Here is a 14,218-nt window from a genome sequence, read left to right as displayed (position 1 = left end):
GGAAGCAACTTCCGCACTATGAGAGAGCAACTTCCACCCTGACAAGGGCTGTCGATTCCATGAACGGTGACACCCAAGAGCACCCATGCACGTAGATTAGTACCATGCTCAATCAAACAACTGCTATGCTAAAACTTTGGAAGGTTACAATCCTGTTGGTCTTTGTTCCGATGCTGTCCTGCGCCCAGCAGCCCGATGCTAACCAAGAGACGTTTAATGAATTGTGGACTTTGCTGGACGAGCGCTATTCCTTATTTGAGGCTCGCGATATAGATTGGCAGGCAGTAAAAGCAAAATACGAACCTCAGCTGAGCGATATTGACACAGATCAGGAATTGTTCGACCTGTGCTGTCGCATGATCTCAGAGCTGAATGATGGTCATACTTCACTGATCGATACCGAAGCTGATGAAAGGTGCAATAGCTATACGCTTTCTAACACCCCAGCGATACTTGCAGCGTTCGAAAGCAAAGAGGCCTTTTGGGAGGTTTCTGATGCTACACTTCTGGCCAATGGCTTCAACAAGCCAACGCCAATAGATGAACATGTTTTTTACAGCTCCAATGAGCGATTCGGATATATCCGTCTAAACCTAATGGCAGGAACCTATCGAGGTTTTGCCAAAGCATTGGAACTTGCCAGGGATAAGGAAGGAATGATCCTGGATATCCGATTAAATCCCGGTGGCAATGACGAAACCTTGCACCGGATTGCCGGGCGTCTGGTGGATGAATCTTATATCTCTCATTATAAGGAGACTCGAATTGCGGGAACTGATCAATATACGTCATTAAGAAGCTGGAAGGTGAAGCCGGAGGGTCCGTTTCAATATTTGAAGCCCACCATACTATTGACCAGCGATTTCACCGCCAGTGCCAGCGATGTATTTACCCTTTCTCTGAAGGGCAGATCCAATGTGACCATTGCCGGTACGCGAACGATGGGAGCTATGTCGCATGTAGCATCTGATCGACTAAAAAACGGATGGCGGATCAACTATTCCAATAAGCGAACGTACTCGCGCGATATGGTTCTTTATGAGGGTAAAGGCATTCCACCAGATGTATTTGTTGAGAGCACAGACACCACCAAAGACCAAGTGATATTAAAAGCAATGGAACTGCTGCAAGATTGAGTGTGATGCTTGCTTTTTAACATGCAATTGTAGAATGTTGCCACATGGCCTTTCTCTCTGAAGTAGCAGATCATTTACTTGCAAAACATGGCGATCATTTAGGGGATTGCACGGTGGTTTTTCCCAACCGAAGAGCGGGTCTTTTCCTGAAAAAACACTTATCGAAAAAAGTCGACAAGCCGGTCTGGTCGCCAGCTACTCTCAGTCTGGAAGATTTCCTTTTTAGCTTTTCGCCAATCAAGAAAACGGACCCACTCACACTCATATTTGAGCTTTTCGAGTCTTTTAAAACACACCAGGGTCAGACCGAAGGGTTTGAGTCATTCTACTTTTGGGGAGAGATGCTATTGCGGGATTTTGAGGAGGTGGATCATTATCTCGTCAATCCGGAGCAGCTATTTACTTATGTAAAAGACGATCGTCAGCTCGCAGAGGATTTTTATTTTCTGGATGAAGAGCAGGAGAAGATCATTAAGAAATTTTGGCAGGAGTTCTTACCCACAGCCACCAAAACTCAAGAACAGTTTGTGGAGACCTGGAAGATTCTCATGCCAGTTTACAGCACTTTCAAGGAACGCATCAAAGAGCAGGGAATTGGTTACACTTCTCATGTCTATCGTGAGTTGGTAGATAATCTGGATCAGATCAAGCGAGATGAAAAGCCTTTAATCTTTGCAGGGTTCAATGCATTGACTCCTGCGGAAGAAGTCCTCATCAAGCATTTTATCTCTAATTACCATGCGGAGGTTTTGTGGGACATTGATAGTTATTATTTGGAAGATACCAATCAGGAGGCAGGAGATTTCTTGCGCAAATATGCAAAGGACCCAATTCTGGGTGCGAGCTTTCCAAAACCTGTGCCTAAGCGAATCACGCAACCTAAGGATGTTGTAGTGACCGGAGTTTCATTGGAAGTAGGGCAGGCAAAATTGATCGGTGAGGAAATCGAGCGACTCATGGATGCTGGCGCAAAAAAAGAGGAGATAGTCATTGTGCTCCCACAGGACTACATGCTTTTCCCAATCCTGAATGCCATACCCGAGCGTGTTGATAAACTGAACGTAACCATGGGTTATCCATTGAAGGATACACCGCTGTTCGGTTTGTTGGAAGCCGCACTTGAGCTTCAGGAGCATGCCAGCCTTTCTCCGGAAAATGGGTTATCATTTTACCATAAGCCGGTAATAGACATCTTGAGTCATCCGTATTTGTATAAGGAAGACAAAAATCCGTTGGATAAGCTGATCAATGAGATCAAAAAGAAAAATCAGATTCGGGTCTTTCAGCAAGAGATTCAGGGTGTTCAGTCGACAGTGCTAAACACCATCTTCAGACAGGTAGGGGAGCAATGGAGTTTGGCTCAGTATTTAGAGGAAATTATTGCCGTCTTAGGTGACCAGGTAGTTGAACGATTTGGTTTGGAGAGGGAATACCTGTATCACTTCCAGCAGCTTTTGTCAAGATTGAATGAGATCCTTGAAAAGCAAACTGCGGTAATCGATACCAAAACATTTAAGGGCTTATTTAGGAAAGCGACTCGATCGGTAAAGATCCCATTTACAGGAGAGCCGGTAGAAGGTTTGCAGGTGATGGGAGTTTTAGAAACACGTAACCTCGATTTCAAGCATGTATTGATGCTCAATATGAATGAGGACATCTTCCCGGCATCCCAACGAGCAGGCTCATTTATTCCATATCGGATTCGGAAAGCATTCGAGCTGCCCACATTTGAAACGCAAGATGCGATCTATGCTTATTTGTTTTATAGGCTATTTCAGCATACCAATAAGCTGTTCTTCTACTATAACATGTTTGCAGACTTTGGACTCAGCGGCGAGGTAAGCCGGTTTATCCGACAAATTGAATTAGAAAGTGGTCTGAACGTAGCACGGAAGAAACTCAGTAATTCAATTCAGGTTACGGAGATCAAGCCGATTGCGATAGAAACCACAGAGGAGGTTTTGAATAACCTATCGATATATACAGATGCTGTACCTGAGATGGATCAACGTCGCTTATCAGCATCCGCTTTGAATATATACCTGGATTGTCGCTTAAAATTCTACTTCAGATATGTGCTGAGACTTTTCTCGGGAGATGAGATGAGCGATGACCTCAATGCACGACATTTTGGAAATGCCTTGCATCGAACGCTGGAGTACCTCTATCAGGATACCATGAGGGAAAAAGGATCACGAATAATCGACGAAAACGATTTTTTCCGAATGGAGAGCTCCATTGATGGAGCCATGGAGAAAGCCTTCAAAGAAGAATTTGGCATGAAGGGGAAGAAGCGTTTTGAGTTCAAAGATCGAAATGTGGTGATGGCGGAGATTATCCGAAAATTTGTGAAGCAGGTAATCGAGAAAGACAAGCAATATGTTCCTTTCGAGATTGTGAGCCTGGAGGCTGAAGATAAGTATGAGCGTTTTTTTGAGATCCAACCCAATGAAAGGAATATCAAAGTGAAGCTTGGAGCAGATATAGATCGAGTAGATAGAAAAGATGGATTGACTCGTGTACTGGACTATAAAACCGGGAGGGATGAAACAGAGATAGGACAGTTTGATAACATCTTCAATCCGGATGTATTTTACAAATATCAGGCAGGAAGAAAGGCAGGATATCAGACATTCTTCTACGCCTGGTTGTACGCCGCAAAGTATGGTCAGGATAATGCTGTAGTTCCTGGTTTGATCAATATAAAACAACTGTTTCAATCAGATTTTGACCATCGATTGAAAACCAATGGTAATCCCATAGCAGATGCCCGAGCTTATTTACCGGCTTTCGAGCAAAAAATGAAAGAGCTTCTCGAAGAAATTTTTAGCTCGGAAGAACCATTTAGTCAAACCGAAGACTTGAAGAAGTGCGCCTTCTGTGACTTTAGAGGAATTTGCGAGAGGTAAAGCTATTTTATGCTTACGATAGTAGACCCAAAATTCTCATTTAGGCTATTGTCAGTCTCCGCGGATTCAAATTCATAGAATTTATAATTTTCAGATCCGGTAGCACCATAAATTCGAAATTCAACCTGGGTATTCGGACTGAGGTCTTCAAGAAACCAAACTCTGAAAAAGTTGTAGCTAAGCCTGGCTTTAGTTGAACTTAATATCTCTATTTCCATATCATTAGTTAAATCGATTTCTCTTTGAAATCCGAAAAATCTAGATGTATTTATTGGTTGTCCATTTATATGATAGACATGGAGATCGAAATATCTTTTGTCTTCTGGTTTTGTTTCAGAAAAATAGTTTTCAACGTCAAAGCTAAATTTGAATATTGGAGAATCTGAAAATAAGGATTCAGCGGTGAGATTGGACACCTCAAGAGTAGATAATGCGATCAATGAAACCTTAAATTTGACGGCATCACTAGGGTTTGATATCAATCGCTGAGTAGCAAAGCCTTCCTTTTCGTAAGTGACACTGATTACATCTTCCCATGAAGAAATCGCAGCAGCGAAATGACCTTCGCTATCCGAAAATGCTATGATATCCTGATCCGTGAGGGTAAAAGTTATCTTAACCTCGCTAAAATCTTCCAGAGGATCTGCAAACTCGTCCCAAAGCTCTACCTGCCCGCTTACTTCAAAGAGTGGTTCACTCTCTGTGTCACATGACAGCAAAAAAAGAGAGAATAACAGAAATAGAAAGTGAAGTTTAGATGAAGAATTCATTGCAAGTAGAGTTTGTTGTGAATAATTCTGAAAACAACCTTTTGATACATAACCCTGACGATTTGATCAAATGATATGCAGTTGGATTTGCTTTTAACATTTTTTAATAATTGCTGGCATTCTTCTTGATCTGTAGTCATTGTTAAAAAATGGTTTAGGTGAATTAGGTAGTCTAGTTAGTAGAGTGGTTAGCCCCGTCAAAATTGGCGGGGCTTTTTCATTTTTATGACGAAATATTTTCAGAATTATATTTCGATTACCAATTGATTATGAAATACACCAATAGATTATATGGTGATGATTGAATTGTTAAGAATTTATAAATAATTAAACCAATGCTGAAACTTTCCGTATGCCCTAATCATCTTTGTATTGTTATCACTCAAAAACGAATAATCCACCGCCATGGAACTATCTAAATCGTCTTCAATAAAAATCCGAGTAGGGATGCTAATACTGATTGGCATCTTTGTGTTACGCGCATACGCTGACTTCACTCTATAAGGATTTAAACCAAAATATAAACCAGGGCCTTTTTCGGTCACTGTGTCAAAAATCCTCTTCATACTTACCACTAAATCCCTGCCTCAGGTGGGGATTTTTTTATGACTTTAATTTTCAAAGTCAATTTCAATTAGTGAGTTTATTACTTTGAATTCATCATATAAATAAGTAACTTAATTATGGGTTTAGTAATCCTACTAAGTCCATAAGGAGGTTAGATTGGACCTGATAGTCATGCACTATTTAGGCCACACCAACCCAAAGGCGAGTAACCCTCGCCTTTTGGATTTTTAAGCAAACCATTCAAGCTTCATTTTTTGCCGATCTCCATTTGGCTGTAACCATCCTCCATTTGATAAGTATTTATAGTGTGATGCAACTTTTTTGTGGATAGTGCATCTATAATACAGACACCTATTAAAATTGAACATGGAAATCTCAGAATCACTCTCGACAAAACTTAGAATTGCAATGCTGCTTTTCTTCAGTATTTTCTTCATGAGAGCTTTTGCACAAACTTCAGTCTCTTCTTCGCAGATTATGGAAGATGTGAGAGAAGGCAAAAGCATTTCTTATAAAGATGTGACAATTGTTGGTGAACTTGATTTTACCTATATGGCAGAAAAAATGCCCGATCTTCCGAAAAAATCAAAATGGTGGAACAACGGAGGAGGAAATACAGTGGAAGAATCCATCGATGTAAGCATATCATTTATCAACTGTGTTTTCGAAGATGACGTATTGGCTTATATACATGATGATCCATCTGGCTATACATTCACAGCAGATTTTGATAAAGATGTAGTGTTTAAAAATTGTGAGTTCAAAAGGAATGCAATGTTTAAATACTCTGATTTCGATGGAATGGCAGATTTTTCTGGCACTAAATTTCAAAGAAAAACCACTTTTAAGTATGCCGAGTTTGATGAACTAGCTGATTTTTCAAGTACTTATTTTGACGATGATGCCACCTTCAAATACACTCAATTTGATGAAGGCGCAAGCTTTAAAAATGCTGTTTTCGAAGAATCATGGAATATCAAGTACATGAAGGCTAGAGGAGAATTTGATATAGCAGGACTGGACGTTAGAGACGATATAGATGCTAAATACACCAAGATTAACGGACGCAGCTTCACCAATTATTTAATAGACTCGAGAAATTAATCTCTCTTCATATATACACGAATACCAACTCGTGACTTTACTAAGCCTCATTCAATATTTGATTGAGGCTTTTTATTTTCGTTCGTTTCGCTTCCAAATAATACCTTCTATTGAGGAATCAAGGTCTACAATCTTGGCCTCCTTAAGCGAATAATGAACACCTTCCAACATTTTATTGCTCACCCAACCATTGGTAAACCATTCGGTGGCGTGATACCATCTTTCGGCATCCTTTATATCCAGATTGAACCTTTTGGCCACAAGCTTCGGCGCATCATCCAATTCCATGAAACTCTGATTTGCTTTGTGAATAACCTTCAATACTTGGCTGACAAGCGTAGGATCTGACTCAATTATATCATTGGTCGCAGCAATCATAAAGCATGGCCAAGGAGATATAAATTCGCCAATCTTCTTTAGTTTACCTTTCTCCAGATATGGTTTAGTCGTAAATTTTTCCCAGTAAAACACTTCCGTTTCATTTGAGTTTAGGGACTCGATCCCGCCATTAATGTCTTTAACCTCAACAAATTGATCTTTGTGAATGGTTTGCTCTTGCATCATCGCATTTACGATGGGCATTAGGTGTGATCCCGAGCCATAACGGCTAATAGCAATCTTTTTCTCAAAAACCGGCAAGTGATCATCTTCATATTTTAAACTTGTATGAATTCCCCAAGTCAAAGAAGTTTTCACAAAACCACTTACAATTTTGGATGGATTGCCTTTAATGGCATCAGTGACAATGCCCTCGGTAAGCAAAATGCACATATCTACATCGTTGTTTCGCAAAGCTTCCTTCATGTCCCCTGATCCGCCGGGAAAATCAGTCCATTGAAGTTCAATATTCAAATCACTGAACCAACCATTTTCGACTGCAAGATGTATGGGAAGATTGAAATGCTCAGGTACTCCTCCGATTCGTATCCTTCTCATTTATGATTATTAGACTATTGTATATGGTGAAGTTAAGACATTATATTGCTGATACATTGATCAAATAGCTATAAAACCTCATAAACATAACTAATGAAAGCATATCGTCTCAAGAAGACTGGCAAAGCGCGTGTTCTCAAAATTGAAGATATCACAGAACCAATTCCGAAAAAGAATGAGCTCAAAATTAAAGTCATTACCATCGGAATTAACTACGCAGAGGTTCTTTCCCGGAAAGGACAGTATAGTTGGGCACCAAAAAAACCATACGTTATTGGAATGGAATGCTTTGGCGAGGTGGTTGAACTTGGCGATGGAGCCTCAAAATATAAAGTCGGGGACAAGGTGATTGTTGGTCAACAATATGGATCATATGCTGAGTTTGTTTGCGCACCAGAGCATTTATGCTTTCCTGGATTCGAGCAATTTACAGCAGAAGAAAACGCAGCTTATTTAGTGAATTTCATGACAGCATGGGTTGCTTTAAAAAAACTTTGTCGTGTGGAAGCTGATGAGCGCGTACTGATTCAAGCAGCCGCAGGAGGTGTAGGTACAGCTGCTGTTCAAATTGCCAGTGCGCTCAAATGTAAAGTTTATGGTACAGCAAGTAAGGATGAAAAACTAGGCCTGATAAAGAAGCTTGGAGGAATACCAGTGAATTATATGACAAATGACTTCTATGAGGTAATTGTGAACGATGGTGGAAAAGTTGACTGTGTATTGGAGACTGTTGGGGGAGAAGTCTTCAAAAAAAGTATGAAACTTTTGGATTCTTTCGGAAGATTAGTGGTAATTGGCTTTGCCAGCATGAATCTTAAGATTTGGAACCCCATCACATGGGTTAAAACCTATATTGATGCTCCGAAGGTTAATATGATGAATATGGCTATTGAAAGCAAGGGAGTGTTTGCTTCCCATATTGGCTACTTAACAGAAAATGAAGACCTAACAGCCGCTATTTGGGATGAACTATATGCATTTACAATCGATAATAATCTAAAACCTGTAGTGGGGAAAGTTTTTGAGTTTTCAGATCTGCCGGATTCTCATACTTTTATGGAATCACGCGATTCGGTTGGTAAAATTGTAGTTAAAGTCTGAATGAGTCACGTGTAAAGCTTATTATCTCCAATAACTCTTTTATATTATCAAATGATAAAAAAAAATTAAAAATCCTTTGATAGATATCTAAAAGCTTATAAATTCGAGTATAGATAGTGAGTATCTATTTTCCATAGCTGGTTCTTAATGATGAAGGGTTACTAACAAGTGGCCCTTCTTTTTTTTCATTTCAAACTTTTTATTAAATTTATCACATGATAAATGATCGTGTTTATAAGCTTATAAGGGTTTTGGATATGAACCCAACTTCCTTTTCCGATAGTTTGGAGGTAAGTGTAACGGTCATTTTCAACATCATTAAAGGAAGAAGAAGCAAACCTAGCTTCGACCTCATCCTCAACATTCTCAAGACATACGACAAGCTTAATGCAGAGTGGTTAATCAAGGGCGAAGGCTCTATGTGGAATGACGATATCGTTACTTCCGCTGAGATTGCACCTACGCATGTAAATCTCCAGGCACGCATAAGAGAGTTATTCGTGAAAATGAGAGTAGAAAGACCGGATTCTCATGAAGTTCTTGAGCTTGAAGAATTAGTGAACTTCATGATAGAGGAAACTGCCGAACAAAAGAATAAGCTAATCTTGCTTCATGAGCGTCAAGAAGGAATGCTTAATGTTCTTAAGGAAAAATTAAAATTGAAAGTTTAATCTACAACTTTCAAGTTGATCAAATCTCGTACAATACTTTTTCGTAGTTGCACTTTTTGATACCAGTTAAGTCCTATTGTGAATAAAAGGAGTGCCAATAGAGAGCCTGATATCACTTTAGAATAAAGTAAAATGCTTGCAATTTGTTCTTGTTTAGCAACTTCTTCTAAATACCTTTTAGTAATCAAATCCATATTAAACTGGCGATCGGTTTCTTGTAAGCTTTGCTGAGATATCAAGTAACTATCCACAGTTGAAGAGTGTAGGTTGCTATATATCCTTGCTTCCTCTGAATTGTTCATTTCATAATTCAATTGAGAAAGAGATCTATACAATTCAAATGACATAGACTCGTGTTTCACTTCATCAATCAAGGTTTCAGCTTTTGTATAGACATTAAGAGCACCTTTAAAATCTTTTCTTTCAAACAAATAGTCTCCTAGCACTTTATACGAAATAAATAGACTTCTTCCATCAACTTCGCTGATTTCTTTCTTAAGTTGAATTGATTCATTTATTAATTCAATGGCATTTTCTTTATTTCCAACTTCAAATTCAATTTCTCCTAAGTTATGTAGCGCTTTCGCTGAATATATCTTAAACTTTTCCTCAACATCAAGAAGCTTTTTAAAATATAACTTAGCATTTTCGAGATCGCCTTGTTCCCAATAAATTAATCCTAATTGGTTAAGAATTCTTTTCTCTCTTTCTTCAGAGGAAGAATTGAGAAGTTCATTAAATAATGATATAGCCTTTTCGCTTTGTTTTGCTTGTTCATATGTCAGAGCAAGATTGAATTTTAACTTGACTAACATTTCTTTATCATCTATCCAATCTGCGATTTCGATTGCTTCCAGGTAATAGGTAATTGCTAAGTCATTCGCTTTATATGTACGGTACAGATTGCCCAAATTATATCTAAGAACGATAGCATCAGTACTTAAACCGTCATATTCAGCATCTTCTGAGAAGCGTATGGCCTCTAAATAATGAAGGACTGATTTTCCGATATTCTTATCTTTCTTGTGTAAATAACCCAGAAGGTAATTGAGCTTTACAAGCCCGTAGTAATCTTCGTTAGTGTTACATTCTAGAACTAGTCCATAGGAAAGTTGGTACGCAGAATCTGGATCGATTTTGTGAATAGCATAGATTTTATCTACATCTTCTTTTTGAATAGAGGAAGATTGGGCTGAAAAAATGTTGAATACGAAGAAAAAAAGCAGTAGAAGCTTTGTCATTCCTAATAACTGTTCTGATAACAATGATAAAAAAAAACGCTGAATAATTTCAGCGTTTATAGGAATCTTTCGCCCAAATCAGGCATTGCTTATGCCAACTTAGCTTGAAACCGGAGGGACATCATCATCCCCATCATCTCCATCTCCAGTTCCGTCAATGGCGTTTAGTTCAGTATCCTGTAATAGTTGTTCCATTTCTTCCATAGCTGCGTCTTCTTGACATGCGGTAAATCCAAGTGACCCCAAGATCACAAATGCTGTAAATAGTTTTCTTTTCATAACTCAATAAGGTTTTTAATGATGTGTCAAATATAAGATAATTATTTTATTTGACACATAACTACTATGTTTTTTTATTTTTTTATTTTTACATGGATAAACCATTGACCTTAAGACAGTTATATGTAATATAAATTTTAATTGAAATAAAAATTATTATGATAAAATGTACTCATTTATCTTAGCCAAAAAACAACAACTTTATGAGGTATTTTATATTGATATTAATAGCATTTGCATGCAGTGCTCCTGCTGAAAAATTTGGTGGGCATGGTGAAGAGATCACTTCAACAGATGCGATTTCAGTGAATGAGTTTCTTTCTCAAGTCGGTGAGGACGAAAAAACATTCAAGGTGAGAGGTACTATTGAAGAAGTTTGTCAGATGAAGGGATGCTGGATGACATTAAAAAATGATCAGGGAGCAAACGTCAGGGTTACATTCAAGGACTATGGATTTTTCGTTCCAAAAGACATTGGAGGAAGTGAAATCATTATAGAAGGCATAGCTAATAAAGAGGTGCTTGATGAAGATGTGGCACGACACTATGCTGAAGATGGAGGCAAGGAATATGACGAGTCAATGCGCAACTCAATCACGTTCGTAGCGCATGGAGTACTTGTGAAAGAAGGATAATTAGCTGTAAAGGCTTCTTTTTTTCGGTTTGATGAATAATTGTCTGAAGGTGGTGCCGGATAGTGATGCAAATCCTCCGGCAAGCCCACCGATTAGACCTGTGGCGAAAACCAATAGGATAGGATCTCCTATCTGCATGATTTCAGCAACCGTATTGCTGAATGCAGATTCGTTTTGGACATCAATGTTCCAGGCATGTCCCATCCAAACTAATCCTACACCAAGAAAACCTGCAACAAATGCATTAAGCCCTGATGATGGAGATGCGTAGCAGACGACAAATGCTACGATCATTCCGAACCACCAAGTAGCAAAAGGTGACAGAAAATAGGTGAGTGCACCAATTATAATGAGTCTGACGATTAATTTCATTTATCTGATTTAAGGGTAATACTATGACTAACTTCTTCGTCTGAAGGAGAGAAGGAATTTTTGAATACCAACTTGTAATACTCACCACTTGCCCAATCGTTTATCATGTGGCCATACATGGGATTTCCAGGATTACCTGTCTGGCTACCAGGGTAAACACCCCATGCATTTACTTCCCCGTCACCGAGCTCAACGATCATTCGCCAGGAAGGCCCATGGGAACTTGAGGCCGCATTTACTATGGATCGATTTCCACCGATCTTAACTTTTCCTTTGCTAAAAGGATTGATTCTGAGCAAATGCTTGATTGTCGTGTTTTTATATTCATACCATTGGATAGACCTTCCTTCCTTAGTGAGGTATTCTTCAAGCGAGCCAATGGTTTCTTTGAAAGTTTGTCTGTACAAATCACCTGCCGATTCCTTGAGAGATGTTTGCTGATTGTCGATGAAAGAAAAATCAGATTTTGTCTTTAAGATATCAACAGTTGTGTACCAATTAGGACGGTATACTTTCACCTTGCTACTATCAATTTCATCCCAAAGTTTGGTGTTTAACTTTCGCCACCATTGTTCATAAATCGATGGAGCTTGTAGGTCTGGATTATTGAAATAATCCCAATTTCTAAGTTTGTTGTAATAACTCCATTCAAGATCAGTAAAAGATGCAGAGTCGAGACTGTCCAGCATCATAGGTAATGCCTCCGACGCATTGTAGTTGAAATTGTCATGTTGAAGATTCATCATGTCTTTCACCTTGATATTATCCAAAACTCTTAAGCGATCATTGATCCTTCTGCCCCTGTAGTATTCATAATGGTAGTCATATTGGTAGTAAGGGTATAGCGTATCTGCTGCGTGTTGATTGGCTGAGCTGACGAAGTTTTGCTGAGGGTTTTTTACATGCAAGTTATGAGCATAAGGCATGTAAGCTTTCCATTCATGATCGATGTTACTTCCGTCCATGAGAAACTTACCTTGTTCTTCCCACTTCACAGGGAACTTACCATTGACCCAAAGTGCAATATCCCCACTTACTGATGCGAACGAATAATTCTGTGGAGGGCCGCTGAAATAGCTGAAAGCTTCTACAAATTCATCATAATTCAGGGCTTTATTACCTAGATATAGTGCTTTTATTTCCTTACTGGCATCATGTGCGGTCCATTTCATCGCAAGATTAGTAATCTCACTTTGGCTACTTTTGAAGTTTCTGTCATAAACAACCGGACCATGATGCGTATAGATAATGGTGTCGTAATAGCTAAAAGAACCGACCGCTTTTATTTCTTCAATGATCTTTTTGGTAGGCACCCAGTTACCGTTATATAAGTATTCTTCTCGTGACTCATCTTTGAATTGTATGTAGTACCAATCTACAAGATCTCTTTTTGCATTTGTATTCCCCCAAGCTATTGAGTCATTGAATCCAATTATTACACCAGGCCCTCCAGGTAATGTAGCACCCATCACATTCATTGAAGGTGCGTGTAGCTGCATGACGTACCAGATACTCGGGAGGTTCAAGCTTAGATCCGGTTCGTTCGCTAAAATGACTCTGCCATTTTCAGTTTTATTTCCATTAACCACAAAACTGTTGCTACCATTGTCAGGATTGGGTGCGTTAACCAATGGGTCAGTGAATTCTAAAGGGAAATTGACGTCTGGTTTTTCAACTATAATAGGGTCAAAATTGAATTCAGTTCCGATAGGAATTACCGGATCAACAACGGCGGGCCTTTCTGGATACAGTGTGTCAAAGATTTCTCGTCCCCATTTCTTCAAAGCATTGGTGTGTTCTAAATCACGCTCACCTCTCGATAGCATGTTATTCATATTTGCAATAAGCAGGAAGCATTTGAGTGGTGTCCATGGTTCTGGTTCATAGTTGAGTAGTTTGTACTCAATAGGTAAATCAGCATAGGAAAGACTTTCTATATATGCATTTACACCTGCTGTATACGACTCTATGATCGCATATACTTCTGGATCTTCTTTTTTGAATAATTCTTCAGACTTTTGGGCACCATATTTTAAACCAATTCGTCTCATCTGCCGATCGACATCAATGATGCTTGTATTCCCAATTTTTGCTCCCAGAATCTCTGCGAGCCTCCCTTCAGCTGAATATAGTTGAAATTCCATCTGCCATAATCGATGATAGGCTGTTACGTAACCTTGAGTGAAAAACAGGTCTTGTTCATTATTTGCAAATACGTGGGGAATAAGAAGTTCGTCAAAATATACATTGACACTATCTTTAAGATCTGATTCAATGGAAACAGAAGTGATGTCTATGGCCTCATTTTCAGCGTTCTGCCAAAAACCATGAAATGGACTAAGGAATTTACCAAGTGGAGGAATTGCTCCGATTTTTGTATTTAAGGCTATGCCAAGTGCAAGGGTTATACTCAAAGAAAGAACGAAGCGAAAAGTTTTCATAAAATGCGTAAAGCCTTGCGGCGATTTCAATGCTGATTGATTAAAGAACTAATTTC

At 39.0% G+C, this 14,218-nt stretch carries 12 protein-coding genes; 6 read left to right on the top strand and 6 right to left on the bottom strand.

The features are described 5' to 3' along the window. Positions 1-125 precede the first annotated feature (125 nt). Both ACL8WY_RS03605 and ACL8WY_RS03600 read left to right on the top strand, forming a co-directional pair. A complete protein-coding gene (locus ACL8WY_RS03605) occupies positions 126-1,136 on the top strand; it encodes a S41 family peptidase (RefSeq protein ID WP_436517054.1) in 1,011 nt (336 codons plus the stop codon). A gap of 44 nt (positions 1,137-1,180) precedes the next feature. Continuing rightward, a complete protein-coding gene (locus ACL8WY_RS03600; RefSeq protein ID WP_436517053.1) occupies positions 1,181-4,045 on the top strand; it encodes a PD-(D/E)XK nuclease family protein in 2,865 nt (954 codons plus the stop codon). Positions 4,046-4,047: 2 nt separating this feature from the next. Here ACL8WY_RS03600 and ACL8WY_RS03595 read toward each other — a convergent pair whose 3' ends face one another. After that, a complete protein-coding gene (locus ACL8WY_RS03595) occupies positions 4,048-4,815 on the bottom strand; it encodes a hypothetical protein (RefSeq protein ID WP_436517052.1) in 768 nt (255 codons plus the stop codon). Between the two features lie 933 nt (positions 4,816-5,748). On the opposite strand from ACL8WY_RS03595, the gene ACL8WY_RS03590 reads away from it, so the two are divergent. Then, entirely contained in the window at positions 5,749-6,486 is a 738-nt protein-coding gene (locus tag ACL8WY_RS03590) for a pentapeptide repeat-containing protein (protein ID WP_436517051.1), read from the top strand. A gap of 72 nt (positions 6,487-6,558) precedes the next feature. On the opposite strand, the gene ACL8WY_RS03585 is transcribed toward ACL8WY_RS03590, so the two are convergent. Beyond that, positions 6,559-7,422: an ABC transporter substrate-binding protein gene (locus tag ACL8WY_RS03585; protein WP_436517050.1), complete on the bottom strand. Its 864-nt coding sequence runs from the start codon at positions 7,420-7,422 to the stop codon at positions 6,559-6,561. A gap of 93 nt (positions 7,423-7,515) precedes the next feature. Between ACL8WY_RS03585 and ACL8WY_RS03580 the strand changes: the two genes are divergently transcribed. Then, on the top strand, positions 7,516-8,523 hold the full coding sequence (locus ACL8WY_RS03580) for a quinone oxidoreductase family protein (RefSeq protein ID WP_436517049.1): 1,008 nt from the start codon (positions 7,516-7,518) through the stop codon (positions 8,521-8,523). Positions 8,524-8,738: 215 nt separating this feature from the next. Next, positions 8,739-9,194: a hypothetical protein gene (locus ACL8WY_RS03575; protein WP_436517048.1), complete on the top strand. Its 456-nt coding sequence runs from the start codon at positions 8,739-8,741 to the stop codon at positions 9,192-9,194. Here ACL8WY_RS03575 and ACL8WY_RS03570 read toward each other — a convergent pair. Together ACL8WY_RS03570 and ACL8WY_RS03565 are read right to left on the bottom strand one after the other, a co-directional pair. Then, positions 9,191-10,435, bottom strand: coding sequence for a tetratricopeptide repeat protein (locus ACL8WY_RS03570; RefSeq protein ID WP_436517047.1), 1,245 nt, complete (start codon positions 10,433-10,435; stop codon positions 9,191-9,193). The two genes, ACL8WY_RS03575 and ACL8WY_RS03570, sit on opposite strands and share 4 nt — an antisense overlap. 99 nt (positions 10,436-10,534) lie before the next feature. Continuing rightward, positions 10,535-10,714: a hypothetical protein gene (locus tag ACL8WY_RS03565; protein WP_436517046.1), complete on the bottom strand. Its 180-nt coding sequence runs from the start codon at positions 10,712-10,714 to the stop codon at positions 10,535-10,537. 203 nt (positions 10,715-10,917) lie between these two features. Between ACL8WY_RS03565 and ACL8WY_RS03560 the strand changes: the two genes are divergently transcribed. Then, positions 10,918-11,349, top strand: coding sequence for a DUF4920 domain-containing protein (locus tag ACL8WY_RS03560; RefSeq protein WP_436517045.1), 432 nt, complete (start codon positions 10,918-10,920; stop codon positions 11,347-11,349). Here the strand turns inward: ACL8WY_RS03560 and ACL8WY_RS03555 are convergent, their stop codons facing one another. Next, the gene (locus ACL8WY_RS03555) at positions 11,350-11,721 is read right to left on the bottom strand and encodes a hypothetical protein (protein WP_436517044.1); all 372 of its coding nucleotides are present in this window, start codon (positions 11,719-11,721) and stop codon (positions 11,350-11,352) included. It lies immediately after the preceding gene. Then, on the bottom strand, positions 11,718-14,162 hold the full coding sequence (locus ACL8WY_RS03550; protein ID WP_436517043.1) for a penicillin acylase family protein: 2,445 nt from the start codon (positions 14,160-14,162) through the stop codon (positions 11,718-11,720). The genes ACL8WY_RS03555 and ACL8WY_RS03550 overlap by 4 nt, the downstream gene beginning before the upstream one ends. Positions 14,163-14,218: the final 56 nt, after the last annotated feature.

This window comes from Ekhidna algicida (genome assembly GCF_051379705.1).
Taxonomy (GTDB): domain Bacteria; phylum Bacteroidota; class Bacteroidia; order Cytophagales; family Cyclobacteriaceae; genus Ekhidna.
The sequence above is the reverse complement of the archived record's forward strand: the minus strand, read 5'-3'. Positions and strand labels throughout refer to the sequence as shown.

Coding starts and splice junctions, on each gene's coding strand:
- ACL8WY_RS03595 (WP_436517052.1), bottom strand. CDS start 4,815: ATGAATTCTTCATCTAAACTTCACTTTCTATTTCTGTTATTCTCTCTT.
- ACL8WY_RS03600 (WP_436517053.1), top strand. CDS start 1,181: ATGGCCTTTCTCTCTGAAGTAGCAGATCATTTACTTGCAAAACATGGC.
- ACL8WY_RS03565 (WP_436517046.1), bottom strand. CDS start 10,714: ATGAAAAGAAAACTATTTACAGCATTTGTGATCTTGGGGTCACTTGGA.
- ACL8WY_RS03580 (WP_436517049.1), top strand. CDS start 7,516: ATGAAAGCATATCGTCTCAAGAAGACTGGCAAAGCGCGTGTTCTCAAA.
- ACL8WY_RS03560 (WP_436517045.1), top strand. CDS start 10,918: ATGAGGTATTTTATATTGATATTAATAGCATTTGCATGCAGTGCTCCT.
- ACL8WY_RS03585 (WP_436517050.1), bottom strand. CDS start 7,422: ATGAGAAGGATACGAATCGGAGGAGTACCTGAGCATTTCAATCTTCCC.
- ACL8WY_RS03590 (WP_436517051.1), top strand. CDS start 5,749: ATGGAAATCTCAGAATCACTCTCGACAAAACTTAGAATTGCAATGCTG.
- ACL8WY_RS03555 (WP_436517044.1), bottom strand. CDS start 11,721: ATGAAATTAATCGTCAGACTCATTATAATTGGTGCACTCACCTATTTT.
- ACL8WY_RS03570 (WP_436517047.1), bottom strand. CDS start 10,435: ATGACAAAGCTTCTACTGCTTTTTTTCTTCGTATTCAACATTTTTTCA.
- ACL8WY_RS03575 (WP_436517048.1), top strand. CDS start 8,739: ATGATAAATGATCGTGTTTATAAGCTTATAAGGGTTTTGGATATGAAC.
- ACL8WY_RS03605 (WP_436517054.1), top strand. CDS start 126: ATGCTAAAACTTTGGAAGGTTACAATCCTGTTGGTCTTTGTTCCGATG.
- ACL8WY_RS03550 (WP_436517043.1), bottom strand. CDS start 14,162: ATGAAAACTTTTCGCTTCGTTCTTTCTTTGAGTATAACCCTTGCACTT.